Source organism: Thalassoglobus neptunius (genome assembly GCF_007859735.1).
Classification (GTDB): Bacteria; Planctomycetota; Planctomycetia; order Planctomycetales; family Planctomycetaceae; genus Thalassoglobus; species Thalassoglobus neptunius.
The window spans coordinates 2,628,727-2,654,928 of the sequence record NZ_SIHI01000001.1; the positions used below are offsets into that span (position 1 = coordinate 2,628,727).

Consider the following 26,202-nt stretch of genomic DNA (forward strand, 5'->3'; position numbering starts at 1 on the left):
AGCGAGGTAGTGCCTTGTCATCCTTGTAGGTCTGTTGCCTGGTCGACGTCGACGGTCATGTGATTGTTGTAGAACGCGAGAACGATCGCCAGCGCCGCAGCTGCTTCTGCCGCAGCCAGAACGATAACAAACAAGGACATCACCTGCCCATCAAGCCCGAGTGATCCGTATCGGGAGAATGCGACGAGATTCAAATTCGCCCCATTGAGCACAAGCTCGACACCCATCAGAACACCGATGGCATTCCGTTTGGTGGCCATGCACACCACGCCGCAGACGAACAAGACTGCTGACACAGCGAGAAACATTTCCAGACCGACATTTTCCACAATGTTCTCCCTCTGCTGTTAAGCATTCTCAACGTCGACACGTCGCTTGGCTCGAGCCAGATACGCGGCACCGACGAGGACAACCAACAGATGCACGGAAACAATCTCGAACGGCAGCAGATATCCTGCACTGACTTCATGATTGCCATGAGTATGTCCGTGATTGGAACCGTCTTCTGACTCCAGCGAAAGATCTTTATCGAAACGCACGCCCAGAAGAGCTGTTCCCAAACTTCGAGTTGTGTTCCCCGACTCTTCGGGATTGTAACCTTGCTCAGATTCAGGCTCTGAGACTTCGTGAACGTGACCATGCTCAGCATGATCATTCGCGTGTGCGAGTCGCACTTCGTTCGCTTCCCAGTTCACAGACAGGACTGTTGATGCGACGAGAGCCAGAAAGGCCATTCCGATAATTCCTGCCTGAACAACTTCAGCAGGTTGACTTTTGATCGTTCCGTAAGGGCCACTGGAGGTCAGCATCACCCCGAAGATCAGCAGGACAACGGTTCCGCCAACATAAATCAGTAGTTGTGTCGCACCGACAAAGTCTGCACCGAGCAGAAAGAACAAGCCAGCCACTGAACTCAGAGAGATCACCAGCCAGAAAGCCATTCGCACAACATTCTGACTCAACACAACAGCCAGAGCACCACCACTGGCGGCGAGTGCGTAGATCACAAACAGAACTGTCGACATTACTCTGCCTCTCCCGTTGAGAGACCCACTGTCACGAGAGAGTCCCGACTATTCCATCGATTCATTGCCGTTTCATCACCTTCAACCTCAGAGGAAACTTCTGGCTCCCCGGATCGTCGCGAACGCGGCATCCGGTCCCCGACCGGCGACCAGATCGATGTTTGACCAATTGTGGTTGCGAGAACCAGAGGCCAGATCACAGCCCCCAGGAACAGAAAGCAACTCATCGGCACAAGATACTTCAAGCAGGTGGTCATCACCTGATCGATTCGCAATCGCGGCAAAGTCCAGCGAATCCAGATCTGCACGAAGACCAGGATCGCAGCTTTGACCATCAGAATTTTCATTCCGAAAACTCTGAGGAGATAGTCCCCGCCAACTGAAGACTGGGCTGTTGAGAGCAACCAGTTATCGAGTGGAGAAAACCCTGTCCACCAGCCACCGAGGAACAAAATCGCCCCCAGTGCACTGACAAAGAACATACTTGCGTATTCAGCGAGGAAGAAGAACGACCAACGCATCCCGGAGTATTCCGTATGGAATCCCCCGACAAGTTCACTCTCAGCTTCTGCCAGGTCGAACGGAGCTCGCTTGTTACTGGCGAGCGTGACCGTAAAGAAGACAAAGAAGGCGAGGAACGTAAACGGACTACTGAAAATCAACCAGTTTTGAATTCCGCCAGATTGCAGGGCACCAATCTCTCCGAGATTCAGAGTTCCCGCAACGACGACTGGAATGACAACGGTAATTCCCAGCGGAACTTCGTAGCTGACCATCTGGGCCGCTTCACGCATTCCACCAAAGAGAGACCATTTCGAACCACTCGCATATCCGGCGAGAACAATTCCAAGGACTTCCAGTGAGAGAACAGCCAAGGCGATAAACAACCCGGCATCCATCGCAACTGCGACGAGTCCTGCACTAAACGGCAGGAACATAAATGCGGAAAACGCCGCAATCACAACGATATAAGGGGCCAGCCGAAACAGCATGACGTCGGCGGCATTCGGAGCGAGATCTTCCTTCTGAATCAGCTTCACGCCGTCAGCAAGAGACTGAAGCCAGCCAAACCGGCCACCGACACGAGTCGGTCCCAGTCGATCCTGGATTCGTCCGGCAACTTTTCGCTCTGCCCAAATAAAGACAAAGGCCGGAAGACCAAAGAAGAGGCCAACGAGCGTCGTATGGATAATCGCCGCCCAAACCGCAGCAGGCAACACAGACAAAGGCCAGAAACTGGCCGAGTCGATCCAATTTTCGATTGATGTTGCCAAGAGAAAGGGATTCATTCAACGGTGCCTGTTCGAGTCCTGCAGCCACTTTGAGAAGCAAAATCTCAGCGGCAGCATGGATTCAGCGAGTCAATCTCTAACAGAAGTCCAGAGTTATGACAGATGCGACAGGTGACTTCAAGCGACCCCATCGCCGTTTCCGGTGTTGGGAAGAGAGTTTCCCAGACTCACCCGAACCAAACACTACTGTTCAGGTTGAAAAGAATCCCCCCAGACCTTTTCCGCTGCCTCTTCACCACTTCTGATACAGTCTGGAATCCCAACGCCAACAAATGCGTTCCCCGCCAGAGCCACACCTTGCAGGTCGTCCATTTGGCTGCGAATACGCTCAACCCGCTGCAGGTGTCCAACCTCGTACTGAGGCATCGCGCGATCGTACCTGACGATTTTCATGAAGTCCGGCGTTCCCTGAACTCCCAAAACCGATCGCAATTCGATCCGCACGGTATCCATGATTTGATCATCAGAGAATTCCACTTCGCCGGGTTGCATTGCTCCGCCGACGAATGTTCGGAGAACGACTTTCCCAACTGGTGCACGATCCGGAAACTTTCGACTGAGGAATGAGACAGCAAGAATTCGTCTTCGCTCCCGATGTGGAATTACCAATCCGAACGCATCAAGCGGATGCTCAATGTCATCAAGCTGATGACCGGAAACCACGATCGCGCTACTCGCGTAGTCAATCTCACTCAAGCTTGAAGAAAGGTCCGGATTCGCTGACTCAAGAAGCGACGCACTCAGGTAAGCGGGCAGCGCCAGGACAACTCCATCGAAGCAGCGCGGTGGAGCTTCCGCAAACTCAATTTGAATCCGGTCGGCATCAGGACGAATTCCTTGCACCTTGGTCTTCAATTCAATGGTCGCTGATTCTTCGATCTTCTCCACCAGACTGTTGAGGAGTTGCTGCATGCCTTGCGCAGGAGTGACGAAGAGCCCGTATCTCGCACCACTGGCGGGACTGGAACCCTGCTTCAGTTTGCGAAGTCCGCGAATCACGCTTCCATAACGTGCTTCGAGTTCCAGAAAACGAGGCAACGTCGCTTGAAGCGAAAGCCTTTCCGGATCAGAGGTATAAATTCCGCCGACCATGGGCTGCACAATATTGTCGAGCAATTCCTGTCCGAACCGCCGACGGACGAAACTCGCAAGGCTTTCATCTTCGTTGCTTGCTTTTCGTCGCACGAACATTTCTTGAGCGACGCGCAGCTTTCCGGGGAGCGACAACAGTGGGGACTTGAGCATCGGCCACAACTCAGTTGGTCCGAGAAGTTGAAACCCTGCCGGTGTTTCGACTGGTTTCCCCCGATGCAGAATCAACGCCCGACGAAACTCCGGGTTCGTGGAAATCAACTGGTCCTGAATTCCCAGACGCTCACACAACCTCACCCCCCAAGGCTTGTTGGTCACGAATGAGTCCGCACCTCGCTCGATTCTGTAGTCTCCGATCTGTTCAGTCCCGAAGGCGCCTCCAATCCTCTTAGCAGCATCGAAAATCGTCAGTTTGACCGGTTGAGAGTGCTCCTGACTCAATTCAAGCAGATGATAAGCAGCGGCCAGACCACTGATCCCGGCACCAACAATGGCGATTTCTTTCGCGGGGGGATCGAATGTTGGAGATGACGAAAAGTCCGAGTCGTTCATGGAAGTTTCAGTTCGTGAGAGCGAACAAATCGTTGCTGTAGCTGTAAGTGGTCGAAACAGTTTGACAGACCAGTTGCTTCCGAGAGCACGTTGCTCCGGTGTCTTGTACGGAATCGGCAACCCCGTTTGATTGATCGCCCCGTCCGAACGAACGAGTATTCTTGTCGCCCATGTCTCGATGGACAACAGCCGGAACTCGCATTTCTCGCCGATTGCAACCTGTCACCGCCGAAGATCGCGGTTCATCAATTGACGCGATTGCCGATGGAGGAGTAAGTAGCTCTTGTGAAAGACTGGAGATTCCTTGCCCCCAACCCACAACGCAGCGCATCATGCAACCTCGAATTGCCGTTCTGCACGTGATAGGGGTCTTACTGGCCGTTGCAATTGCTTCCGCAATTCGCGCTGAAGAATCTCAACCCGAGTGGACACCGGAACACGCCCTCAAACAGTACCAGTCACAGCTTGTTTACGATCCGAACCGGGCTGCGACGACTTCTCGCGCGCCTTTAGCAACTGATCCAAACGGCCCACAAGAGAATGAGATTCCCGAACCGGAGATCGCCCCGGTCGACGTTGCCATGGGAGGAGTTCCTGACCTCATTCCGTCGGATTTTCCGAGCCCTGATGATCGACTGAATGCCGTTCCGAACCCGTATTCCGGAAATCCTCTTTCGTCGTCTGGCAGCGATCCGTGTTGTCCGCCGGCGAACGAATCAAATTGGCTCGCCAAAGAATTTTCGTTGTTCGGGACAACCTGGAACAAACACCTGTTCACGACCAGCGTGATTCCAGCTTCGCAAGATGGCGTCGGTTTCACCTCTCTGGAAATCGGGACACAAATTTTCCCGAACGCCTTCCCTCTGCTGAGAGTCAGCCCACGCTTCGCCTGGCACTTCGTCGATCGTCCCGACTCAATCGATCTTCCCGCAAACGTCTATGACACAGCCGTCGACGTTGCATTGTTTCTTCCCTTCAACAAGAGATGGTCATTCTTCGGCGGTCTCGCACCGGGGCTGTATACCGATTTCGACAACATGTCTTCGGACGCATTTCGATTGATTGGTCGCGTGTTGTTCTTCTACAAGCGATCCGAATTTCTCAAGTACGCTTTCGGTTTTGTTTACCTCGACAGAGAAGACATTTCTGCACTGCCTGCTGTCGGGGCGGTCTGGACACCGGAGTCCGCTCCGAACCTCACGTTCGAAATCATGTTCCCCAAGCCGCGCATCAAATATGTTCTAGAGAAATGCGGCGAAGCGGAGAACTTTGTCTATCTCGGCGGCGAACTTGGCGGCGGAACCTGGGCGATTCAGGAACGAAACGGAAGAGACACGATCGTCACGTACAACGACCTGAAACTCGCACTCGGGTACGAAAAATCCAATCCCGAAGGACTGACGTGGTTTCTGGAAACCGCTTACGTCTTCGATCGATCTCTCGAATATCCCGACCAACCGGAAGTCGATCTCAGCAACTCCGGAATGGTGCGAGTTGGCCTGAAATACTGACTGTGAAAAGATTCTCTAAGAAAGTGCCTGCTGAGACGAAACTCTTTCAGCAATCCAATTCCGTTTGCCTCCATTGAACGCAAGACTTATCGGGGCTGCGAAAGAACGATCTTGCGAACCCGCTGGCGGTATGGGATAAGAAAGTTGACGGGTGTTCTTCAACTGCTGAACGATTATGCAAAACACTGAATCCGAAATGGAGCCTTCCCCCTCTGGTCCTGACAGTCAGAAGAACAACCATCAGACAGGCTCGAAAACAAAGACGCCCACACATCCGATTGTCGCCAGCATCGAACAGATGATTATCCTCATTGGATTTTACATCCTTTCGATCGGGCCCATGTACTGGCAGTGGATTGCAGCCAAAGACGTCGACGGATTCCACTTCATCGAGGTGCTCTATCGCCCGCTCTGGGTTCTCGCTGGAGAGATCCCCGCATTAGGAGACTGGCTGAACTGGTATGTTCGGCTGTGGATCTTCTGAAGAAGCTGTGCGGCCCATTCCTCTCCCACTTCTCCACTTCTCATCAATCCAATCGTCACAGAAGGGTTGATCACAAGCTGATCTGGCAAAGGTCACTTTGGAGATCAACAGACCTGTTTGCCGACAAATCAACATCTGGTTATAAGTCTCAGTAGTCGTGCAACCTTGTTTCTGATTGCTGAGAATAATGGCCATTGATCCTCCCTCCAATCTTCCAGACGCAGAACCCCTCGATACGGTCCCTCCGGAATTCGATCAGGAATTGAATGAGGGAACTCTGCCTCCACCGAAAACACTCGGCGGAATTCTGCGTCAACTGGGTCCGGGGCTCGTTGTTGCCGGCAGCATTGTTGGATCGGGAGAGTTGATCGCCACGACCAAAACCGGTGCTCAGGCGGGCATCGCACTGTTGTGGTTGATCGTGGTGGGCTGCCTGATCAAAGTCTTCGTTCAGATTGAACTCGGGCGTTATTCCATCTGCAATGGAGAGACCACGCTCAATGCGTTGAATCGCGTTCCGGGGCGAATGGGGCCAGCCAACTGGATCATCTGGTTCTGGTTCTTCATGATGCTGGCCGGAATTGCGCAGCTTGGCGGAATCGTCGGTGGAGTGGGTCAGTCTCTGGCGATCGCCGTTCCCTTCACCGGAGATTATCGCGAAGCGATCGCTGTCCCTGAACAAAGCGAAGTTGTCTCGTATCTCGAATGGACGGACCTCCTCAACAGCGAAACCGTGGAACTCACCGACATTCCTGAGGAAGAACTCACTCGAATTCAACATGGACACAAGCGGATCGGCGAGGCACTCGAACAACTCGGCGAGCGAGGCGTGCAGACGCTGGAAGCGGTCAAAGCTGGCGAAACGCTTAAAGACCCTCGCACCTGGGACGACAAATTCTGGGCATTGATCGTCGGGCTGATCACGGTCGCACTCCTTTACAACGGTCGCTACAGCGTCATCCAGACCATCTCCACTGTCCTGGTGATTGCATTCACGTTCATTACGATCGGTAATGTTGTCTCGCTTCAAATGACCGAGGAATGGGCGTTGTCGTGGGACGATGTCGTCACCGGCTTCTCTTTCGGACTCCCAAAGACCGGTGACAAATGGGATTCACTGGCGACGGCGCTGGCGACGTTCGGAATCATCGGAGTCGGAGCGACTGAGTTAATCACCTACCCTTACTGGTGTATTGAAAAAGGATACGCCCGCTACACCGGAAAACGCACGAACGATGAAGACTGGGTGACTCGTGCTCGCGGCTGGATGAAGGTCATGCATTACGATGCATTCCTGTCCATGGTCGTCTACACGATTGCGACGATGGCATTCTTCATCATGGGCGTCGCTGTTCTCTATCGAGAAGGACGCGACCCCGGCGGAATGCGAATGGTGAGCACACTGGCATCCGCGTATGTTCCGGTCTTTGGAACGTACGCCAAGTGGCTCTTTCTGGGTGGAGCGATCGCTGTGTTGTATTCAACGTTTCTCGTCGCCAACGCAGGTCATTCCCGGATGTATACCGACGCGATGAAGATCTTCGGATTCATTCCCCGCAATGACCAGAAAGCCCACGACAGAACACTGACGACGTTCTGTGTTGTCCTTCCCATCTTGTGCGTCGCGCTGCATTGGACGGGAATCGATCCCGCTTCCGCCGTTTTGCTATCGGGAATGATGCAAGCGACGATGCTCCCGATGATCGGTCTCGGAGCCCTTTACTTCCGATACACGTCGACAGACCCGCGGCTTGCTCCCAGCAAGCTCTGGGACGTGATGCTGATTATCTCGTTCCTGGGCCTACTCGTCGCAGGCGTCTGGGGCGTTTACCTTCAGATCCTGAAACTGATGTGAGGACAGGATCACTTTTGACCGAAAGCGATTCACGCTTGAGCGCAACGACTTGCACTGGAAGGTTTGCGTTCAGTATGCCGCGACGCAGCAGAAGGACGGGTTAAAAGACCACCGTACTGATGCCAGCCATGACCCAATGATTCACCATCTCGACTGGAGAAAACTTGGATTCTGGCGAATAGACTGTGATCTCGACACCAGCGTGTCCGAGTGCATCCAAAGCTGCCTGACCTTCCGCGTCGTTGACTTCATCAAGAATCAGAAGACGCCCACCATGCGAACTTCGCAATGGTGGAAGGAACTCCGTCCAACGCTTGGGAAGTCGGCTGCAGATGACACCTCGAACGCGTGCCAGATCGTACTCGCCGGAGTTTTGCAGGATCAGCTGTTGCAGTCCGACAATTGCTCCTTCTCCTTCACCCAGAATGTGTACGCGATCTGAGTGAATGTTGAAATCCGACTGACCAGCACGCACGCAGTCTCGAACGGTCGCGAGGGAAGCATCCGGACGATGGAGTTTCCATTGAAACTCTCCGGGAAATCCGAGTTGATGCGGAAACGGTGCCCGAACACCCATGGCCAGAAAATTCTGGTCACTGATCGCGGGAAACCACTTCTCGAGATCTGCCTCAGACCGATGGTGATCGTGAACGTAAGCAATCAGCGGATACGCATATCCTTCGGTGTAGCTCTCCGGGAAATACGTAGAGAATTTGAGATCGACCGCTAAGCTGGCGATTCTCGCAGCATTGAACCGGTGATTCGCTGAAAACTGACTGCTTGTTAGACCGCTAGGGAGTTGAAGCCCGTTCCCGAGGGACTCCATTTCTCTGGGTTGTCCGAAGGACCGATACCACATTTTTGATTACCTCCGTGGATCCCGAACTCGTTCGGGAATGATGTGCGTCGTTGGGAACCGGCCGTCTGGCAATCGGTCGTGACACAATTTCCTGAAACGGAAAATGCCGTCCCGGGCATGCGGTGGCCTTCAAGTCACCATGTTTCAAGATCTGATCGTTTTGAATTCCAAACTGCGCTCTTAGCTCTGCAAGCAATCGCCTGACCGCATCGACTTGTGCAGATGTGGGGCCAGCCTCTTCAAAATTTCCGACGAGACACACTCCGATTCCGAAATCGTTGTATTGCCGAATTCCGGCGTGTGCTCCGCTGAGTTGTTCTTTCCAGCGAAAGGTTGGCTGAACCTCCCCATCGCTCATCCCGTGGCCGTTTCCAATCACGAAGTGATAACCGATTCCCCTCCAGGGATTTCCCGACGAGTCAACTCGCCGTCGATGTGCTTCGTGAATCGATTCAACGCTTCCCGACTGGGTCGCTGTGTGATGCAGGATCACAAACTTCCAGGCTTTCAATTCCGTCGCTTGATCCACTTCAAGATGAGCGGTCGTTTCTTCTTCAACCAGTTCTTGCTTGTGATCTTCGACATCACTTCGCGTCGGAACCTTGGTAGTTTCCCGATCGTTTGCTGCTTCCTGATGAGGTGGTTCTGCACTCCCCAACACCGCAACAAAATGCGGGAGCAAGGTCACCGCAAGGATCGGAATCAACAATTGAACTCTCGAAAAGTGAATCATGCCTGGAATGTTTGTACGTAGCCTTCGGGAGCGATGTCAACTTGGATCCTTCAGCCGTCGCAATCGATTCTTAACAATCGGCAGCGATTGCCCTACGCGTCGTGTTCCGACACGCCAAGGGTGCAAGACTTACAAACTTAAATCGAGAATGCGACAATGAATGGAGAAACTTTCACTTCACAGCTTCAAAAAACACGATGGACCAGTCCTACTGAACAGACCAATGATTCGTTCATTCGGAGCGAAAGAATCGATGGCTTTCCGGATACCAGCCAACCACATTTCTGACGATTCCATCGATCGCGCGGAAGATCACAGCTATGATCTCGACAGTTCTCAATGGCGATTTGTGCCCGACTGTCCGTGAACTGAATTGCTCAACGCATTCTTACGATTCGCTCGTGCGAATCGCTGCTCCGATTGAAACGAAAATGCTCCAAATGCCTCACCGTTCATGACCGAAGACATTGCCCTCGTCGTTGTCCACTGGACTGCCCGTCTGATGGTTCTTTGCTACTTGCTCCGCGTCATGATCGATTTGCGGTCCGGGTCTCTGCCTTCCGATAATGCCAGCCAGTCACGCGCTCGAATGTTGTGGACGATTGGATGCGGCCTCTTCCTGATTCACCTGAGCTTCGCATTCGCGTTCATTCACCACTTCGATCATGCGCACGCCTATCAGCACACAGCAGAACGGACCGCGAAAGTGATCGGAGTTGAGTGGGGCGGTGGAATCTATGTGAACCACGCATTCGCGATCTTCTGGATCTACGATGTGATCCGGTGGTGGACCCGTGGTGTCGAATCCGCTCGCATTCCCGGATCATACTTCTGGACCGTGCACGGAGTCTTTGCGTTCATGTTCCTGAACGCCACCATTGTTTTCGGTCCACGCTACTGGATCTGGATCGCCCTGCCGGTCGCAGCTCTTCTGATAGCAGCTTACGTATCGCGAAAACGTTAGCCCCGAATCATCACGACTCTGCACTCACGAAAGCAGATTTCGAAAGGGTTCGCATGCATCGAAACTACGGCAGTTCCCGGATTCGGAAGTTGCGAAATTCGATCGGAGCCCCTTCCGCTTCCAGGCACAAATACCCTTCGCTGGGATTGCAGTTGTTGCCGCCGGAGACTTCTTCTCCATTCACCCACAAACGGACTTCTCCGTTAATGGCTCTGACGTAGTAGTGATTCCAATCGTCGACTCCCTTGCTGAGATTCTTGCTCGGGAAGCTTCGAGCCCCATTGGGGCTGAGAGGAGGAAAGGGATTCATTGTCGACGTTCCGACCGGGAACACATCCCCGTTGGAGGAAAACCAGTCCGGTTCTTTGCCGGTCCGCTCTTGATACTTGACTGCGTATCCGTGATCCAGAATCTGAACTTCAATTCCCCCCGGCGGAAGTTTGTTCCGCGGCAAATCCGTCACGGCAGCTTCCGGAACCCAAACGAAAGTTCCTGAGTTTCCGCCAAATTCGCGATGACACCATTCGAGAACGTATTCGAAGTTCTTGTACTGCTTCTTCGTCCGCAGAACTCCGATCGGTTTTCCTGTGCAGAAGATCTTTCCGTCTCGAAAGCTCCATGTCTCCGGATCACAATTGACGGGAGCGAAGTCCTCTTCGCCGAGTTCCACCCATCCATCCCCAGTTCCGTCGATGAAAGCCTTAGGGTGCGTGACGTCACTTTCCTGAGCGAAAGCGTTTGTCGTGATGAACATGATCCCGAAGATTATGGCTGATCGCATAGCGGTTCCCATCATTGAACTCAAAAGACTGTTCGTTGGTACCGGGGGCTTAAAGTCCCCGATTATCGACTGATGGGAACACCGATCATGGTCCCGTTGTAAACCATTTTGTCGTCGACAAATCCCTGAAATTCGAATTCGGCGAGCCGCTTGGGACGGACTTTGAGAATCCGAGCGCAAATGATCAATCGGCAATCGGGGTAAACAGGACGACGAAACCGAACGTCATTCATCCCGCCAAAACCGAGATAATCACCGGCTCCGAGCAGATCGTACTTCCGAGCATAAAACCCGGCGAGTTGGGCCGCTGCTTCGCAAAGCATGACTCCTGGCATCAACGGAAATCCGGGCATATGCCCTTTGATCCAGAATTCGTCGTTCGAGACTTCCTTGAATCCGACCAGCCCGTGCTGCTCGCGGTCGATGTGAACAATTCCGCTCAACTGCTCCATCTCGTGCCGTTGAGGATTGACCTTCCGAACCTCATTGAGGTCCAAAAGCGGTTTGTCGTAATCGAATTGTTTGTAATCGAATAAGGGCTGTGCCGGCATCTCTGTCTAATCCGTGATGAAACTTTGTTCGACTGTTGAAATCTTGAAGTGACCAAAAACCAGTGAATCGTCGCTATTTCAGTTCGAAACATTCATCGATTCAAACCACGTTTTTCGGCAACCACTCACTTACCTCCCGACGATCTGTCGGATCTGACGTACCTCCGTGAGGAGTCGATCCGGTTTCATATCGGGATGACGCACCTCCTCGGCGGTCACTTGACACGTCTGATCGGCAACCAGCAAGGCGGTGCGAAAACCAGACTTCTTTGCAATCGCCAGATCGTCCTTCAAACGATGGCTGACATGCAAGACCTGTTCCGGAAGGATTCCATGCTTCTTGAAGACTTCCTTGGGCCGTTTGTAGAGAGTCAGAGAGGGTTTCCGCAACTTTTCCTGATAGGACAGGAAGAAAAATTCCGGTGAGAACATTTCTGCAATCGAAGAAAATCGGCCTTGAAGCGACAGTTCATGGCTAAGTTGAGCCAGTGAAAATGCTTGCGCGTCGGCAAGTAGCCCCTGAAAAACACCCTCATTTGTCAATTCAGCAAGTGTTGATTGAGCGTGTGGAGCTGCTTGAACTCCTTGCAAACTTGCATGAAAAAAATACGCAATCTTCAGCGCGAAATCTTCCTTTTCCCCATATTTCCCGACATCCCAGCTGTATTCTTTCTGCTTGAGTCGATCGAGAACCTTGGACCAGATCTTCACGGAATCCGCTTCTGTGAAGTCCCCCTTGTGCTTGGAAGAGACCATTTCGAGATCTTCCCGAAATCGATCATAGAGAGTCAGCATCCCTTCCCACGGCTGCCCTTGCCGCCGGTTCATGCTGTTCCACATATTGAACTCTTTGATAACCTTCTCGAGAGCAATCTGCATCCGGATTTCCTGGGGATGATGATGCAGCAGCTTGCCGTGGTCGATCTCCAGCAATGTTCCGTAAAGTGACCAGGTGACTAGTTTCACTTCGGGAAGTGGCTTCAAATAAGGTGTTGCTTTCACCGGTTTCGGATCGGCGGGCTTCGGCCAGATCAGGTCCGAACGGGTGTGCAACTCTTCAATATAGGCACTGAGCGAAATTCCCATTGGTGTCGATTGTCTTCCACATTGGTCATCTGGAAATGTCGTGAAATCTGTTGCTGACCCCAAACGATTCCGAAATCGGACTGGGTCTCTCGTCGCGATTCGATTTCGGTGGTCTCAACTCTTTGGGCGGGAGTGTCGTGAGCAATCCTCAGCGACTCAAGCCTCAGAGCAACTTGCCGGACCTTGATCACCGGGCCCGACTCGTTCGCGGGATCCACCTGTTCTTTTTCAGATTCCAGCTGCTAAACTACCGAAATTGTCGAGTCTTGTCACCTATTTCGAAGTTCAGCACTGCTCTACTGGCAGTCTGGAAGAATGAAACCTGCGTGGTCGAAGGGAGTCGACACATCCCAGCTCCGGACGGGAGGAATCGCGTGAGTCACAAGTCCTCAGGACAACCGTCGAACCCAGTCAGTCGTCGAAATTTTCTCGCCGTCGGCGGCGTCAGCATTGCCACTGCTTCTTTGCGAGACTCCTTCGGCGGAAAACGTTCGCAGCCTCATGCTGTCATTCAGATCATCCAAAACGGCGGGGCCAGTCACCTCGACACACTCGATCCCAAGCCGGATGCAGCACGTGAGATTCGCGGTCCCAGCCGTGCCATCTCGACGGAAATCCCGGGCGTTCACTTCGCAGAATCGTTTCCCGAACTGGCACGCCGAGCCAACGAACTCGTCGTCTTGCGATCGCTGCACCACGACCTCGCACCGATTCATGAGACCGGTCTTCAGCTGCTTCGTTCTGGAGATCACGCCCGACGGGGTCAACATCCGCTCGATCTTGGAATCGCGCTCAGCCAACTCCTGCGTCCCAATGGAACCACACCTCTGGCTGTTCGTATTTCTGAAACAGACATCACTCCGAAAACTTCTGTTAAACAAGACGACAGCCCAACCCCGAACAACGAAGCGACCTCGAGCGAGCCACCCGTCACGTTGAGTCTTCCAACCCTCAAGGACATTCATCAGAGAGGGTTTGCATTCGAGGACAGCTCATCTCAAAACGCTGCCCGAACAAAACGTGCGTACGGAGAGACTCATTTCGGGGAACTGTTGTGGACGGCAGCGCGACTGGTGGAAGCGGGAGTGCGGTACGTCGAAGTTCACACCTTCGAGAACCTCGAAGGTCAACTTACCTGGGACGCACACGGTTGTCGGAAGACGTCACCCGCCACGGTGTTCACTTATCGCGACGAATTGGGTCCGCGATTCGACCGAGCCGTTGGCGGCCTGATCGATGACCTCAAAGAGACCGGTCTATGGAATCAGACACTCGTCGTGAGCGCGGGCGAAATGGGTCGAACACCACGGATCAACGAGACAGCTGGCAGAGACCACTGGCCTCACGTCTTTTCCGGCTTCCTCGCTGGAGGAGGGTTAAAGGGCGGACAGGTGATCGGAGCGAGTGATGCCACCGGGGAATCGATCATCAACGATCCCATTCCTCTCAACCATCTGCCGGGATTGATTTGCAATTACTTCGGAATCGACGAAAGCGAATCACTCGAACTTCCGGGCTTTCGCACATGGTCTCCACCACCAATGGAGAGTTCTCTGACAGCTTCGTGCTGAAGCATCTTCACGAGATCGGCGACTCCGTGAGGAGATTCGAGCCCCGTTGTCGATGAATGGCGGTTGAGAAAAGCTGTCAAATAAAAAAAGGGGCAGGAATCCCAATTGGACCCCTGCCCCTCAACGGAGGGTGATCGCGTCAATTCACCTTATTCAACGACAGGCAGCAAATTTGGATTGCTTGCTGAACGTTCAAGTTCGCTCGACTCAGACGCTGCTGGTGGAGTCGGAGCAATTTCGTTCGTGTTTTTCACTTCCACGCCTTCGATAATCTGCCCGTTTTGAGGACAGTACTCTCCTGCGTATCCGTATTGATTTCCGTGGGCATAGCCGCGTGGATTTCCGTACTGATGCCACTCAGCTGGCTGCATCGGAGGAGGAATCATCCCTGGACGTGGAGTCCAGAATGGAACTCGCTGGTAGTAGTATCCCAACTGAGTCGTATCTGTTGGCATGTAAACAGCAGGACGGTGTGCGCGGTAGCCGCTTGCGACTCCGCCGTTCCAGCACGCTGGGTAGTTGTGCTGGTATGACACTGGCATCGCTGAGTAAGGCTGCTTCGTAGGTGGACGGAAGCCATGGCTTGGCGAGTGAGTGCAGGTATTGCTGCAAGGGTTGAGCCAGCAGAGGATGTTTCGCATTGCCTGGCTGCACTGTCCCCCACAGGGTCCGCATCCATAGCCGCAAAGTCCACCTCCACAGAGCCCACCGAATGGGCAAAGACCACAAGCACCATATCCGCAGGCGTTGCCACACATTCCGTTGCCACACATTCCGCCGCATTGCCCATTGCAGCCAGCTCCGTTGCCGCACTGGCCATAACATCCAGCACTGCTGCAACCCGCTCCGCCGCCGAGCATTCCCGCTCCGCACGCGCCGCTGCCGGACATGTCGCAATTGACACCGGGGCAACAGGCGTTGGCATTCGTATCACACCCCAGGACATCGCAGCTGCTCTGCAAGATCTGTCCTTGAGCCATATCCGTAATCCGGACGATTCCGGTATCGTCAAAGTCCTGAGCAGTGACTGCTCCTAAGGACATCGACAGCACTCCCGCGACCGCGAGGAGGCAGTGTCGCCATGTTTGTGTTTCAGTCATCATCATGATCCTGTTCGAAGATTCAGAGTTCAACGATCGCTCAAGCTCAGCGAACGGAAACTCCTGGAGAGAGAGGCTGTGCAACCCGTGTCAGACGGCTCGATGGAACTCCCCAACCGTAGTTGTAGGTGTTCTCTACGACAGGCGCGAGTGGAACGGAAACCGGTCCACCGTATCCGGGAGCGGCGTAGACGTTTCCATCTCGAGGATCGAAATGGTACGGGTTGACGGGGTAGACCATGTTGTAGCAACCGATCGGAGCAACTCCGGATCCGTCACCACCACTTGGGCAGAAGTAGCCGAACTTGCATCGCAAGAACGCGCACTTCTCTCTCAAATCTTCACGACAGGATTGCTTCAACACAGCACAGGCCTGGTGGTGTCGCATGCAGCACAATTGCATGTTCCACGACAACCAGCTGCAGGGACTTTCGGGGCAGCAAGTGGGACAATTGGTCGCTCCCATCGGAACGCCGTGCTTGCACCGGCGAGCATGCCCGACGAGTTCGATGTCCTGAGCCGAACCGTATTCGGCTGACTGACCGCGAAGGACTTGCTCGGGCTGTGCTGCGTCGGTAATCCGAACAACACCTGGCGTGTTTGTCTGTGAAATGCGAACCACACCCTCAGCGTCATCGGCAGAAACGGGCAAGGTCGCAAGGACGAGGCTGGCGGCGAATAACCGCAGACTCCAATTGCGAACGTGAGTCAACATGATTCGTTTTCCTGGGTCAAGGGTTAGTCCAATTCACCAGCTGGAGGCATTCCCAATGGAGCCCTGTTGCCGGAATTTGGCACTTTTCATTTAGTGAGAACGACTCGAAACTGCGGGTTGCAGGCAGTGGAAAGCTCAGCACGGTGCGGGCCGTGCGAGCAATCCTGCTGCGGCTACCAACGCGGTCCGCAGTTGATCAAGCTCAGATCGTTACGCGGGACTTTGAATCCAGAGAAGAGAGGGAAGTGTGAACGATACTTCACAGTCACTTCGGTTCCCTGAAGTTTGACTTCTTCGTGCTGTCGCATTCCGAAAGGAGTCCAGATCCATCCACCTTTGACCTTGTAGTAGTAAGGGGGATAGACCGCACGATAAGTGTGTGGATAGAGCATCTCGTGAGGCGCCAGTGCCTGGTTCGTCACGATTGTTCCGCCATTCCAGTGCGGTGTGTGCTGGACAGGACTGGGGTACAACGGAGCATTCAGCTGTGGATAGGTCTGTCCCGGTGCCGGGGCGCCTGTCTGAACATCTTGTGCCAGTGCGCTGTTGAACGCAGCTGCTGCGAGTAAAATCGCAGTCGTCTTGAACGTCATTGAGAACATTTCACCCTCCATGTGTTCTCACCGAAACGAACTGAGCACTTCCGAGTGCTGAGATTTCGGTTTGTTGAAAAATTCCGGCCGCTCTGACTGGCCAACCGCAAGGATTGAATAGAGAGTGGCTCAATCTCAACTTCGGCAAGCAACGATCGTGTCAATGAGTCATTTCGTGTACGTTCCACCGAAACGGCCGTGTTTTCCGAATATGAGGCTCTCAAACGACTTAAAGACGACGCACAACCCTCACGAACCACTCAATTCGCAACCTCTTCGCAATCGTTAAAGTCACCCCAGTCGCCGCAAAGAGTCATCAAATGAACGCACAAAACCGCTTGAAGCTCGGCATCCTCGGTTGTGGACGGATCGTCACTCGGCGAATTCTGCCGGCGCTCTCGGAGTGTCCTGAACACTGGTCGGTGGTCGTCGCGAGTCAACGTCCCGGAGTCGCCGACGAAGTGGCTTCAGAAGTGGACGGAGTGACCGCAAGTGACTCCTACGAAGCGATTCTCGCTGACGACTCCATCGCCGCGGTTTACATCCCGGCAACAGGGGACCAGCACCGAGAACTCACCATTGCAGCTGCGAAAGCCGGTAAGCACGTTCTCTGCGAGAAACCTCTGGCCCCAAGCATCGAAGAAGCGGAAGAAATGGTGCGGGCCTGCGAGGACCACAATGTGATCTTACAGGAAGCGTTCATGTGGCGACTTCACCCGCGAGCACTGCAAATTCGCGAACTTATCGAGAAAAACGAGATCGGCAATCTGAGACTGATCGTCGTCAATTTCTCCTTCAATATTGACCGAAATGACTGGCGATTGAACCCCGATCGAGGTGGAGGAGCGATGTGGGATTTGGGCTGTTACGGAGTCAATGCGAGCCGTTTTTTCACCGACGCCGAGCCAACAAAAATCAATGCGGGCGCTCACTGGTGGCCGTCGGGCGTCGACATGTCGATGCGGATCGGTTTGACCTTTCCCGGAGAAGTTCTGGCACAGATTGATTGCAGCTTCGAAGCCCCGTTTCGGTGTCGACTCGAACTGGTGGGAGACGACGGAAGAATCCTGGTCGAGCCCGCTTTTCAGCCCGGTCAACAACCAACATTCGAACTCTGGAGATCATCAGAAAGAGACACCCCGGTCGAAGTCATTTCCTGCCCGAGTGATGATCAATACGCGTGCCAGCTCAAACACTTTCACCGCTCAATCGAGAGCGGAGAACTCCGCGCTCCGGCTGAGAATGGGCTGCAAAACATGAAGATCATGGACTCAATTTTGAAGGTCGCCCGCGAGTCTCGATAGCCTCAAAGTTACCTTCAATGATCCACAACAAAAGATCCCGTCTGCAGAGTCCTGCACACGGGATCTTTGAATCATTTGAAGAGTGCGTCGGACACTCTTTTGGACTCAACGGAACGATGTCCGCTAAGCAGCACGCTTCTGTTGCTGTTGAGCTTCTTCGACGGTTTGCGGCTGTCGAGTGCGGCTCAACTGGTATTTGTCTTCACCGCGAAGCACGGAGACGCCCCAGTTCTTCAGCGAGTATTTTCCGCCGTTGTAGACTGAGCGGTACTTTTCTTTATCGGTGTAAACTGGAACATTGGTCGGGATCACGCGCATGTTGAATGCGAGGCGATGGCGATCGGTCGTGTTCGGACCGGAGCCGTGAATACATCGTTCGGTGAAGATGATGAACTGTCCCGACTTCACAGGCAGCTTCACGATGCGATCCGCAGGATAGTCGTGTTCCAACGTAAAGTTGGCTTCGTAAAAGCCATCCTGTCCGCCGAATTTGATCGTCCGGACTTTCTCGTGTGAGCCCTTTAAGAACTCGATGCAGCCGTTCTCATAGGTCGAATCGTCGACGGCCACCCACACGGTCAATTGAAACATTTCATTGAGATTCGGTGGGAAGATCGCTGGGTCGAGATAGTCTTCCACCATGAAGGTACTGGCCTGGTGCCATTGAATCGACGGTGCCTTTGGTCCTTTGTAGAAGAACTGTGACCGCCAGACGAACAAATCTTCACCAAGAATCTGAGCGACTCGCTCGGTAATCGCTGGCGACTTCATGTAGCTCCACACGCGAGGCATATGGAAATGCGGATCGCGGGGGGTGACGAAGTTGTAGGTCGGCGAAACGGCTTTTTCTTCGCGAAGCATTTCTTCGCGGAAATCCGCCATCTCTTCAGGAGTGAATGCGTCGAAGGGACCGATAAACCCGTTCTCATAGAAGGATTTGAGTTGATCTTCTGTCAGCTGGAATTCTGGAGCGACCTTCGCTTTCGGTTCGACCTTCTCCGGCATTTTGAATTCACACGGTTCGTCGATATAAGCGCGCGTCAAACCGGACTTCAGCAACATCGCGAATTGCGAATAGTGCCAGTTATTGATGATCGAACGAATCGCACGTGGGAGAAAGAATGTTGGCAGACCGGCCGCTTTGTATCCCATCACACCAGCCAAGCTGGGAATCGCCAATGCACGTTGCCAAAGAGGTCGAATTTTAGGCTTCAGATTCATCCTTGAATTCCTGCCGAAGAGGCTGCGGCAAAATGTGCCGCCATCAATCACCATCGAACATGAATTCCCCAAAAATTGGGAAATTTAGCCGATGACTCCGTGATACTATCGGAAAAACCGGAATTCTTCCGAGACCAGTTTCCAGAATTTCTTAAGCCGGGAACCAAAATGAGGGGAAATTCGATCGCCGCCAGAATCCCCTAACGTTTGTGACTTCAAGGTGAAATCGATCGCTACGACGAATGAGCGCGGGCTGAAAAAACTTTTGTTACGCTCAATGACGGAATCGCTCAAGAAATCTTTTGCAGGAGCAGCACGGTGCAGAACATGTTTTCGCTGGCGGCCTTCGTATCCCTTATGTGCCTCGCATCCCTCAGTTGTCTTCACGAGGTTCACGCACAGCCTCTCGTGCAGAAGGAATCCCCATCTGCAAGCAAACTCGCCATTGTCTGGACGAGTTCCGATCCCGAAGTCGCTCACAGAATGGTCTTGATCTACGCACACGCTGCCAAGAAAGCGAAGTGGTTTGACGAAGTTCGCCTGATCGTGTGGGGACCGAGTTCAAGACTGCTCGCAGCTGACAAAGATTTGCAAAGCAAGATTCAAGACATGAAGAAAGATGGTGTGTTCCTTCAAGCGTGCGTCGTTTGCGCCGACTCATACGGCGTCGCCGACCGGCTTCGCGAATTGGGACTGGAAGTCAAAGGGATGGGAAAGCCGCTGTCTGACCTCATCAAAGACCCCGAGACCCACGTGTTGACCTTTTAACCGCAGCCCAACTCTTTACCGCAGCCAATCTCGAACAGTCCCGCATCTCTTGAATCGCGACGAATCGTCAACACGCATTTAGAACGAATGGAACGGTCTCCGAACACCATCCTGACAGAATGAAGTCGGGATGGTGACGGTGACGACTCTTCAGAATCGTGAGACGACAAGAGTCTATTGGGCCAATTGCAGGACCGCCATAACAGGGAAGTGATCGGATGGAGTCACTCCATTCCGATTGGTGCGATCAATTTCGGCTGACTCAATCGAGAAATGATTCGTGCATCCAATCCAGTCAATCCTTCTTGTTCCCCGATCCTTCAGCGTGAAGCCTCCAGAGGTTCCGACGTTCTCATCTGAGTCCGAATGAGAACTCCGATACGTATCGGTCAACGGAATCGGGGTCTCCCCATCGAAGAGATTCTTATAGACGTCGCTGCCTTCCGCGGCATTAAAGTCTCCGGTAGTAATCGCGGGGTCTTTCCCGGCCAGCTGTGAGACCATCTTGCGCAAGAGCAACGCGGACTCTCGACGAGCCTGCTTTCCCCGGTGATCAAAATGGGTGTTGAAGAACCAGATCGTTTTGCCGCTTTGAGTGCGATCACTTAATTTCACCCATGTCGCCATACGTGGCAAACTGGTTTCCCACGCTTTCGATCCGGGTTCGTGTGGAGTTTCGCTGTACCAGAAGTGCCCGCTATCGAGAATCTCGAAACGTGATTTTCGAACATAGACAGCCATCATCTCACCGGACTCTTTGCCGTCATCCCGTCCGACACCGATGACTTCAAAATCCGGAAGGTGCTCCGCGAGATAGTCCTTCTGAAACTTCAGCGTCTCCTGAGTTCCCAGCAGATCCGGGGCGAACGCCTGAATCGTTTCAACGACGAACTCTTTTCGGTTGTCCCAAACATGATCGCCGTCGTTTGCGGTTCCATAGCGAATGTTGAAGCTCATCACTTTGACCGCAGACGTCTCTTCTGCCTGGAGAGAGAATGTCATCAGGATGAGAAAACACATTCCGCCGAGAGTCATTCGAGTCATGGTGATTGAGCGCTTAAGAAGATCAATGGGAAGGCAAACTCTTTCCGCGAACATCTATTCCTATCAATGAAGCAGGACTGAAGATATTAACAGTTTCCGAAGAACATGCAAAAACCCATCAAGAGACGTTTGAGTCTCTGATCTTGACATGGGTATCATCGAGTCGTCGCGCGGGTTCTTCTTCAATTACAGTAAGGATGGTACTCATGATTCGTACACTTCTCTCACTGGCTGTGCTGCTGCATTTCGTCGCAGCTTCTTCCTCAGCGGCTGACCTCTATGGCCTGTCGGAAGGAACTCCTGACATTCAGTCTGCGGGACCGATGACCTTCGGCCCCAGTGGAATCCTTTTCATTGGCGACCCCAAGGGCGCAGCTGTCTTCGCGATTCAAACTGGTGACAGCGACGGTGATCCAACCGGAGCCGAACATGATCTGGATGGAGTGAAAGACGCCATCGCATCCGCAGTTGGGGCTTCTGCAGATGCTGTCACAGTGAATGATCTGGCTGCGAATCCTGAAACCGGGAATGCGTTTCTTCTGGCCACTGTCGAAGGCAAAGGACCAGTCCTCCTCCGAGTCAGTGGTGACAAGGCTGAAGTTGTCTCTCTCGAAAAGATTCACTTCGCAAAGAAAGAACTGACCGACGCTCCTGAAGATGCCGTCGTGGGAGAAGGCCGACGAAAGCGAAACCTTCGCGACGATTCCATCACTGACATTGCTTTCGTCGATGGAGAAATCATCGTCTCTGGACTGCGAAAAGCCGACTCACCTTCTGGCGTCCGCACAATGGTCTTCCCATTCAACAAAGCTGACAAAGGGGCCAGCCTCGAAATCTATCATGCAGCACACGGACGATCGGAAGACAGTTCCGCGATCCGAACTTTCGTGCCGTTTGTGATTGATGGCGAACCCAACCTGCTCGCTGGTTTCGTCTGCACTCCGCTCGTGAAATTCCCCATCTCCGCAGTCGATTCAACGGATCGCATTCAAGGCACAACCGTTGCCGAGCTGGGAAATCGAAACCGTCCACTCGACATGATCGTCTACACAAAGAATGGCGAGCAATACCTGCTGTTGACCAACAGCGCTCGCGGAGTCATGAAGATCAGCACCAACGACATTGAACGTCCAGAAGGACTGACCGAACGAGTTGAAGGAGGCGGAACTGCCGGGCAAACGTACGAAACTGTCTCAAGCTGGCAGAATGTCGTCGAACTCGACAAACTCAATTCCACACACGCTGTCGTCCTCATCGATGACGGCGGACAACTCAATTTGAAAACTGTTGAGCTTCCTTAATCAGGATTGACATCAATTCTCAACAGCATTTCAATCGCAAATTCTTCCAACAGCCTGCCTGGAATTCCCGGCAGGCTGTTGGCATTTTCAATTGAGAGACAAAAAGTTGGGAATAGTCAGAGTCGAAAAAGGGTTCGGGCGATACAATCACTCTCTTCGGCATTTGAGATGGCGCATTCCCGACTGGGAAACATGCGAGATGTTGGATGCTTTCAATTTCTCTTCCAGACTGTCTGGCACTCAACAATGAGATTCCAGTAGGCTGAAAGGAAGCGCTCGATTTTCGGGCGAATCGTGTTTTCTGATCATTGAATCACGAGAAACCGTTCTTTGAAGAATTCGTTTCTCAGTGGAACATAAAGCTAGGTAGGGAGGGGTTTGTGTCGCTGGCACAACTTCTTGAGAATAAGTTTCGCGGAGACATCCGCTTTCGTGGACAGGCATACGTTCAGGCGGAGCGCGTTTCGATCGTCCGAGTGACACCCGACGATTTGCACGGCGCTGTTCGTGACGGTGTGGAATACCAGACACATCTCAGCCGGCAGGGTGATGAACTTCGCATGTTCTGCTCCTGTGTCGGCGACGCGCAATCCAAAGAACCGGCATGCAAACATCTCTGGGCGACCATTCTCGCCGTTGATGAAGGGGACTACCTGACCGGCGTCGCCCGTGCTGGGCAGATCCCGCCATTCGCTGCGGAAGTTCTCTATCAGCCGAGCCATCTGCTCGACGAATGGGACGAAGATGTCGACGTCAACGAGATCTTCCGGCCCAGTAAAGCCGCAACGCAGACGACCACACAGACAGCGACGAAGCCTGCTCCGCGTCAATCGAGAGAGTGGGAGTCGAAGCTGCAGACGCTTCGTTCGGAAATGCCGACTCAATCGCGAGGCCCCGCAGCTGCGGACTCGAAAGAGCGGGAAATTTTCTTCGAGATTGATGTCGAAGAAAGTCTGAAGTCGAAGCAGCTCATCATTCAGACTTCCCAGCGACAACGACGAAGTAACGGTCAATGGGGCAAGCTGAAGCCGCTCAAGTTGCGTCCCGGTCGCTTGGAAGACATTGAACATGCCGACGACCGGAAAATCCTCGCGTTTCTCGCGGGAGGAACTCCAGAACGAACGGGATGGATGGCTCAACAGGCCGAGTTCCAAACTTCCGTGTTCCGATACCGAGTTCCATTCGAACTCTGTGAACTGATTCTGCCATTGATGGCGAACTCAGGACGCTTGAGGTATCTCGACGAGTCCGAAAAGGAACGTCCTCCTCTCAGTTGGGAGAGTACGAATCCCTGGAAGCTTTGCCTGGTCCTCAATCAGAGCGAAGAAGACGGCACGTGGAAACTCGAGGGAGAAGTCCGTCGAGATGACGATCGAATGAAACTCGACGATTGCGAACTCCTTCTTCCGGGAGGACTCGTCGCCACTCAAGATTTCATTTATCGCCTGGACGACTTTGGAGCATTCGACTGGGTGCCGATGCTGACCGCCGACCAGAAGATGGTCGCTCAAGACGGTGAACAACAGGATCTGGTCGACTGGATCCTCGACATGCCCACTCTTCCACAACTCGACCTGCCTGAAGAGTTGCAACTGGAAGAAGTCCGGCCGACTCCAAATCCGCGACTGATCTTCAAATCTCCCAAGCAGAGAAGTTGGAAGCACGAACGAATCCACGGGTCCATCGAGTTCGATTACCTTGGCACAAAGGTCTCCGCATCCAATCTTCAGTGGGCCATTGTTCAGCGGAACGAAGGCCGTTGTCTGCTTCGAGATCAACAACGCGAAGCGACCTGCTGGTCGAAACTGAACGAACTCGGATTTCGCCGACTTGTTGAACATCGACAAAGCGCACACGACGTCGATATCCCGGTCAGCGAACTGGGACGAGCTGTGCGAGAACTTGTCGCCGACGGTTGGGAAGTTCAAGCAGATGGAAAAGAAGTCCGACAGCCAGGAGCGGTCAAGTTTAATGTCCGTTCCGGAATCGACTGGTTCGAACTGACCGCCGATGTCGACTTCGAAGGAAAAAAAGCCAACTTCCCGGAACTGCTGGCAGCCCTGACTCGCGGCGACCAAACGATTCGCCTCGACGATGGTTCGCTCGGAATTCTTCCCGAAGAATGGCTTCAGCAATACGGAATTCTGGCGGGGCTCGGAACAACGGACGAGGAAGGTCTTCGTTTCTCAACGACGCAGATTGGACTCGTCGACGCGTTGCTCTCGGCTCAGGAGTTTGTCGATTTCGATGAACGGTATCTGGAACTTCGTTCGAAGCTGTCGACCTTTGATGGAGTTCGTGAACAACGCGAACCGGAAGATTTCCGCGGGGAACTTCGAACGTACCAGCGAGAAGGTTTGGGATGGCTGACATTCCTCCAGGAGTACGGGTTCGGAGGGTGTCTTGCGGACGACATGGGTCTCGGAAAGACCGTCCAGATGCTGGCCCTCATGCAGGATCGCATCACTCAGCGTAAAGAGAAGATCCCGTCGATTGTCGTGGTTCCGAAGTCACTGATGTTCAACTGGGTTCAGGAGCTGCAAAAGTTCGCTCCCGAGTTGACCTTCGTGGAATACACCGGCCCTCTTCGATCGGCACATCTGCGCGACATTCCGAAGACGGACGTCGTGTTGACAACCTACGGAACACTGCGTCGAGACATCATGGAGCTGAAAGACATTCAGTTCGACTACGCAGTTCTCGATGAAGCTCAAACGATCAAAAATGCGTCGTCGCAGGCAGCCAAAGCGTCGCGATTGATCCGCGCACAGAATCGCGTCGCATTGAGTGGTACGCCGATCGAAAACCATCTCGGCGATTTGTGGTCGATCTTCGAGTTCCTCAACCCGGGAATGCTCGGCCGAAGTGCCATCTTCAAAACACACGCCGTCGATTCTGCCAATCCAAAATCTCGCCAGTTGATTTCGCAGGGAGTCCGACCGTTTGTGTTGCGACGAACCAAAGGCGAAGTGGCGAAGGAACTGCCCAACAAGTTCGAAGAAACCATTTACTGTCGAATGGGTCAACGGCAGCGCGAACTCTACTCTGAACTCAGAGACCATTACCGAGACTCATTGCTCGGCCTGGTCAAGAAGCAGGGGATGGGAAAATCGCGTATGCATGTCCTTGAGGCGTTGCTGAGGCTTCGTCAGGCTGCTTGCCATCCGGCATTGTTGGATCGCGGAGCAGAAGAAGACGCTTACGCGAAACTCGACGCGCTTTGCCCTCAACTGGAAGAACTGATCGAGGAAGGCCACAAGTCGCTGGTGTTCTCACAGTTCACGAGCATGCTGTCGATCGTCAAGCAACATCTCGACAAACGCGGGATCAAGTATGCTTACCTCGACGGACAGACTCGCAAGCGAAAAGATGTTGTCGAGCAGTTCCAGAACGATCCAGACACATCAGTCTTCCTGATTTCGCTGAAAGCAGGGGGACTCGGATTGAACCTCACCGCGGCGGAGTATGTGTTCCTTCTCGACCCATGGTGGAACCCAGCTGTCGAAGCTCAGGCGATCGACCGTGCCCACCGTGTTGGACAGAAAAATCAAGTCTTCGCCTATCGACTCATCTGTCGAGATACCGTCGAAGAAAAGATCCTCGACCTGCAACAGAAGAAACGCGAACTCGCGGATGCCATCCTCGAAGCAGACAATGCTCCTTTGAAAGACCTCACCACCGAAGACCTCGAACTGTTGCTCTCATAGGCAGCATTCACGGTCCTTCACCAGTTGAGTCTTGTGGACATCGCCGCTTCTAACTGGAGTCGTCATTCGTAGCTGACAGACAATCTGTCGTTC

General features: G+C 53.3%; 25 protein-coding genes. 10 read left to right on the top strand and 15 right to left on the bottom strand.

From position 1 onward, the window contains the following. Positions 1-17: 17 nt before the first annotated feature. From nuoK to KOR42_RS10295, 5 genes are all read right to left on the bottom strand, one after another. The gene (gene nuoK, locus KOR42_RS10275; protein ID WP_146510066.1) at positions 18-308 is read right to left on the bottom strand and encodes an NADH-quinone oxidoreductase subunit NuoK; all 291 of its coding nucleotides are present in this window, start codon (positions 306-308) and stop codon (positions 18-20) included. 39 nt (positions 309-347) lie between these two features. Next, a complete protein-coding gene (locus tag KOR42_RS10280; protein WP_146509411.1) occupies positions 348-1,025 on the bottom strand; it encodes an NADH-quinone oxidoreductase subunit J family protein in 678 nt (225 codons plus the stop codon). Beyond that, on the bottom strand, positions 1,025-2,314 hold the full coding sequence (nuoH, locus tag KOR42_RS10285; RefSeq protein WP_146509413.1) for an NADH-quinone oxidoreductase subunit NuoH: 1,290 nt from the start codon (positions 2,312-2,314) through the stop codon (positions 1,025-1,027). The genes KOR42_RS10280 and nuoH overlap by 1 nt, the downstream gene beginning before the upstream one ends. 186 nt (positions 2,315-2,500) lie before the next feature. Continuing rightward, positions 2,501-3,961, bottom strand: a complete 1,461-nt coding sequence (gene hemG, locus KOR42_RS10290; protein WP_146509415.1) for a protoporphyrinogen oxidase — start codon at positions 3,959-3,961, stop codon at positions 2,501-2,503. A gap of 7 nt (positions 3,962-3,968) precedes the next feature. After that, positions 3,969-4,295, bottom strand: coding sequence for a hypothetical protein (locus KOR42_RS10295; protein ID WP_146509417.1), 327 nt, complete (start codon positions 4,293-4,295; stop codon positions 3,969-3,971). On the opposite strand from KOR42_RS10295, the gene KOR42_RS10300 reads away from it, so the two are divergent. From KOR42_RS10300 to KOR42_RS10310, 3 genes are all read left to right on the top strand, one after another. Further along, the gene (locus tag KOR42_RS10300; RefSeq protein WP_146509419.1) at positions 4,294-5,472 is read left to right on the top strand and encodes a DUF6268 family outer membrane beta-barrel protein; all 1,179 of its coding nucleotides are present in this window, start codon (positions 4,294-4,296) and stop codon (positions 5,470-5,472) included. The genes KOR42_RS10295 and KOR42_RS10300 overlap by 2 nt on opposite strands. Positions 5,473-5,668: 196 nt before the next feature. Continuing rightward, positions 5,669-5,956 carry a hypothetical protein gene (locus KOR42_RS10305; protein WP_146509421.1) on the top strand — a complete coding sequence of 96 codons (288 nt, stop codon included), beginning with the start codon at positions 5,669-5,671 and terminating at the stop codon, positions 5,954-5,956. A 187-nt stretch (positions 5,957-6,143) separates the two neighbouring features. Then, entirely contained in the window at positions 6,144-7,811 is a 1,668-nt protein-coding gene (locus KOR42_RS10310) for an Nramp family divalent metal transporter (protein ID WP_146509423.1), read from the top strand. 100 nt (positions 7,812-7,911) lie between these two features. On the opposite strand, the gene KOR42_RS10315 is transcribed toward KOR42_RS10310, so the two are convergent. Together KOR42_RS10315 and KOR42_RS10320 are read right to left on the bottom strand one after the other, a co-directional pair. Then, on the bottom strand, positions 7,912-8,637 hold the full coding sequence (locus KOR42_RS10315) for a hypothetical protein (RefSeq protein WP_197441038.1): 726 nt from the start codon (positions 8,635-8,637) through the stop codon (positions 7,912-7,914). After that, positions 8,603-9,379 carry a peptidoglycan recognition protein family protein gene (locus KOR42_RS10320; protein WP_197441039.1) on the bottom strand — a complete coding sequence of 259 codons (777 nt, stop codon included), beginning with the start codon at positions 9,377-9,379 and terminating at the stop codon, positions 8,603-8,605. Before KOR42_RS10320 ends, KOR42_RS10315 begins: the two co-directional genes overlap by 35 nt. A gap of 247 nt (positions 9,380-9,626) precedes the next feature. On the opposite strand from KOR42_RS10320, the gene KOR42_RS26545 reads away from it, so the two are divergent. Together KOR42_RS26545 and KOR42_RS10325 are read left to right on the top strand one after the other, a co-directional pair. Continuing rightward, positions 9,627-9,770 (top strand): hypothetical protein, encoded by a 144-nt coding sequence (locus KOR42_RS26545; protein ID WP_197441040.1) that lies wholly within the window; start codon positions 9,627-9,629, stop codon positions 9,768-9,770. Between the two features lie 87 nt (positions 9,771-9,857). Beyond that, complete coding sequence (locus KOR42_RS10325; RefSeq protein ID WP_146509429.1) at positions 9,858-10,367, top strand: hypothetical protein; 510 nt, start codon at positions 9,858-9,860, stop codon at positions 10,365-10,367. 64 nt (positions 10,368-10,431) lie between these two features. On the opposite strand, the gene KOR42_RS10330 is transcribed toward KOR42_RS10325, so the two are convergent. The 3 genes from KOR42_RS10330 to KOR42_RS10340 all read right to left on the bottom strand — a co-directional run bounded on the left by KOR42_RS10330 (position 10,432) and on the right by KOR42_RS10340 (position 12,785). Then, positions 10,432-11,148, bottom strand: coding sequence for a 3-keto-disaccharide hydrolase (locus tag KOR42_RS10330; RefSeq protein WP_231740837.1), 717 nt, complete (start codon positions 11,146-11,148; stop codon positions 10,432-10,434). Positions 11,149-11,210: 62 nt separating this feature from the next. Beyond that, complete coding sequence (locus tag KOR42_RS10335; RefSeq protein WP_146509431.1) at positions 11,211-11,699, bottom strand: 3-hydroxyacyl-ACP dehydratase FabZ family protein; 489 nt, start codon at positions 11,697-11,699, stop codon at positions 11,211-11,213. Positions 11,700-11,828: 129 nt separating this feature from the next. Next, complete coding sequence (locus KOR42_RS10340) at positions 11,829-12,785, bottom strand: HAD family hydrolase (protein ID WP_146509433.1); 957 nt, start codon at positions 12,783-12,785, stop codon at positions 11,829-11,831. A gap of 374 nt (positions 12,786-13,159) precedes the next feature. Between KOR42_RS10340 and KOR42_RS10345 the strand changes: the two genes are divergently transcribed. Then, positions 13,160-14,356 carry a DUF1501 domain-containing protein gene (locus KOR42_RS10345; RefSeq protein ID WP_146509435.1) on the top strand — a complete coding sequence of 399 codons (1,197 nt, stop codon included), beginning with the start codon at positions 13,160-13,162 and terminating at the stop codon, positions 14,354-14,356. 149 nt (positions 14,357-14,505) lie between these two features. On the opposite strand, the gene KOR42_RS10350 is transcribed toward KOR42_RS10345, so the two are convergent. The 3 genes from KOR42_RS10350 to KOR42_RS10360 form a co-directional block, all read right to left on the bottom strand. Then, positions 14,506-15,456 (bottom strand): hypothetical protein, encoded by a 951-nt coding sequence (locus KOR42_RS10350; protein ID WP_146509437.1) that lies wholly within the window; start codon positions 15,454-15,456, stop codon positions 14,506-14,508. A 46-nt stretch (positions 15,457-15,502) separates the two neighbouring features. Next, entirely contained in the window at positions 15,503-16,171 is a 669-nt protein-coding gene (locus KOR42_RS10355; protein WP_146509439.1) for a hypothetical protein, read from the bottom strand. Positions 16,172-16,344: 173 nt separating this feature from the next. After that, entirely contained in the window at positions 16,345-16,773 is a 429-nt protein-coding gene (locus tag KOR42_RS10360) for a hypothetical protein (RefSeq protein WP_146509441.1), read from the bottom strand. 311 nt (positions 16,774-17,084) lie between these two features. Here KOR42_RS10360 and KOR42_RS10365 point away from each other — a divergent pair, with 311 nt between their 5' ends. Continuing rightward, positions 17,085-18,068 carry a Gfo/Idh/MocA family protein gene (locus KOR42_RS10365; RefSeq protein ID WP_146509443.1) on the top strand — a complete coding sequence of 328 codons (984 nt, stop codon included), beginning with the start codon at positions 17,085-17,087 and terminating at the stop codon, positions 18,066-18,068. A gap of 123 nt (positions 18,069-18,191) precedes the next feature. Here the strand turns inward: KOR42_RS10365 and KOR42_RS10370 are convergent, their stop codons facing one another. Beyond that, a complete protein-coding gene (locus KOR42_RS10370) occupies positions 18,192-19,289 on the bottom strand; it encodes a phytanoyl-CoA dioxygenase family protein (protein ID WP_197441041.1) in 1,098 nt (365 codons plus the stop codon). 327 nt (positions 19,290-19,616) lie between these two features. Between KOR42_RS10370 and KOR42_RS10375 the strand changes: the two genes are divergently transcribed. Further along, on the top strand, positions 19,617-20,057 hold the full coding sequence (locus KOR42_RS10375) for a DsrE family protein (RefSeq protein WP_231740883.1): 441 nt from the start codon (positions 19,617-19,619) through the stop codon (positions 20,055-20,057). A 174-nt stretch (positions 20,058-20,231) separates the two neighbouring features. Here KOR42_RS10375 and KOR42_RS10380 read toward each other — a convergent pair whose 3' ends face one another. Further along, complete coding sequence (locus tag KOR42_RS10380) at positions 20,232-21,101, bottom strand: endonuclease/exonuclease/phosphatase family protein (protein WP_197441043.1); 870 nt, start codon at positions 21,099-21,101, stop codon at positions 20,232-20,234. A 206-nt stretch (positions 21,102-21,307) separates the two neighbouring features. Between KOR42_RS10380 and KOR42_RS10385 the strand changes: the two genes are divergently transcribed. Next, the gene (locus tag KOR42_RS10385; RefSeq protein WP_146509447.1) at positions 21,308-22,402 is read left to right on the top strand and encodes a hypothetical protein; all 1,095 of its coding nucleotides are present in this window, start codon (positions 21,308-21,310) and stop codon (positions 22,400-22,402) included. A gap of 380 nt (positions 22,403-22,782) precedes the next feature. After that, positions 22,783-26,109: a DEAD/DEAH box helicase gene (locus KOR42_RS10390; RefSeq protein ID WP_146509449.1), complete on the top strand. Its 3,327-nt coding sequence runs from the start codon at positions 22,783-22,785 to the stop codon at positions 26,107-26,109. Positions 26,110-26,202: the final 93 nt, after the last annotated feature.

Coding starts and splice junctions, on each gene's coding strand:
- KOR42_RS10305 (WP_146509421.1), top strand. CDS start 5,669: ATGGAGCCTTCCCCCTCTGGTCCTGACAGTCAGAAGAACAACCATCAG.
- KOR42_RS10350 (WP_146509437.1), bottom strand. CDS start 15,456: ATGACTGAAACACAAACATGGCGACACTGCCTCCTCGCGGTCGCGGGA.
- KOR42_RS10330 (WP_231740837.1), bottom strand. CDS start 11,148: ATGCGATCAGCCATAATCTTCGGGATCATGTTCATCACGACAAACGCT.
- KOR42_RS10385 (WP_146509447.1), top strand. CDS start 21,308: ATGATTCGTACACTTCTCTCACTGGCTGTGCTGCTGCATTTCGTCGCA.
- KOR42_RS10280 (WP_146509411.1), bottom strand. CDS start 1,025: ATGTCGACAGTTCTGTTTGTGATCTACGCACTCGCCGCCAGTGGTGGT.
- KOR42_RS10340 (WP_146509433.1), bottom strand. CDS start 12,785: ATGGGAATTTCGCTCAGTGCCTATATTGAAGAGTTGCACACCCGTTCG.
- KOR42_RS10360 (WP_146509441.1), bottom strand. CDS start 16,773: ATGTTCTCAATGACGTTCAAGACGACTGCGATTTTACTCGCAGCAGCT.
- KOR42_RS10295 (WP_146509417.1), bottom strand. CDS start 4,295: ATGATGCGCTGCGTTGTGGGTTGGGGGCAAGGAATCTCCAGTCTTTCA.
- KOR42_RS10310 (WP_146509423.1), top strand. CDS start 6,144: ATGGCCATTGATCCTCCCTCCAATCTTCCAGACGCAGAACCCCTCGAT.
- KOR42_RS10325 (WP_146509429.1), top strand. CDS start 9,858: ATGACCGAAGACATTGCCCTCGTCGTTGTCCACTGGACTGCCCGTCTG.
- KOR42_RS26545 (WP_197441040.1), top strand. CDS start 9,627: ATGATTCGTTCATTCGGAGCGAAAGAATCGATGGCTTTCCGGATACCA.
- KOR42_RS10300 (WP_146509419.1), top strand. CDS start 4,294: ATGCAACCTCGAATTGCCGTTCTGCACGTGATAGGGGTCTTACTGGCC.
- KOR42_RS10335 (WP_146509431.1), bottom strand. CDS start 11,699: ATGCCGGCACAGCCCTTATTCGATTACAAACAATTCGATTACGACAAA.
- KOR42_RS10380 (WP_197441043.1), bottom strand. CDS start 21,101: ATGACTCGAATGACTCTCGGCGGAATGTGTTTTCTCATCCTGATGACA.
- KOR42_RS10375 (WP_231740883.1), top strand. CDS start 19,617: ATGTTTTCGCTGGCGGCCTTCGTATCCCTTATGTGCCTCGCATCCCTC.
- nuoK (WP_146510066.1), bottom strand. CDS start 308: ATGTTTCTCGCTGTGTCAGCAGTCTTGTTCGTCTGCGGCGTGGTGTGC.
- hemG (WP_146509415.1), bottom strand. CDS start 3,961: ATGAACGACTCGGACTTTTCGTCATCTCCAACATTCGATCCCCCCGCG.
- KOR42_RS10370 (WP_197441041.1), bottom strand. CDS start 19,289: ATGAATCTGAAGCCTAAAATTCGACCTCTTTGGCAACGTGCATTGGCG.
- nuoH (WP_146509413.1), bottom strand. CDS start 2,314: ATGAATCCCTTTCTCTTGGCAACATCAATCGAAAATTGGATCGACTCG.
- KOR42_RS10365 (WP_146509443.1), top strand. CDS start 17,085: ATGAACGCACAAAACCGCTTGAAGCTCGGCATCCTCGGTTGTGGACGG.
- KOR42_RS10315 (WP_197441038.1), bottom strand. CDS start 8,637: ATGGAGTCCCTCGGGAACGGGCTTCAACTCCCTAGCGGTCTAACAAGC.
- KOR42_RS10355 (WP_146509439.1), bottom strand. CDS start 16,171: ATGTTGACTCACGTTCGCAATTGGAGTCTGCGGTTATTCGCCGCCAGC.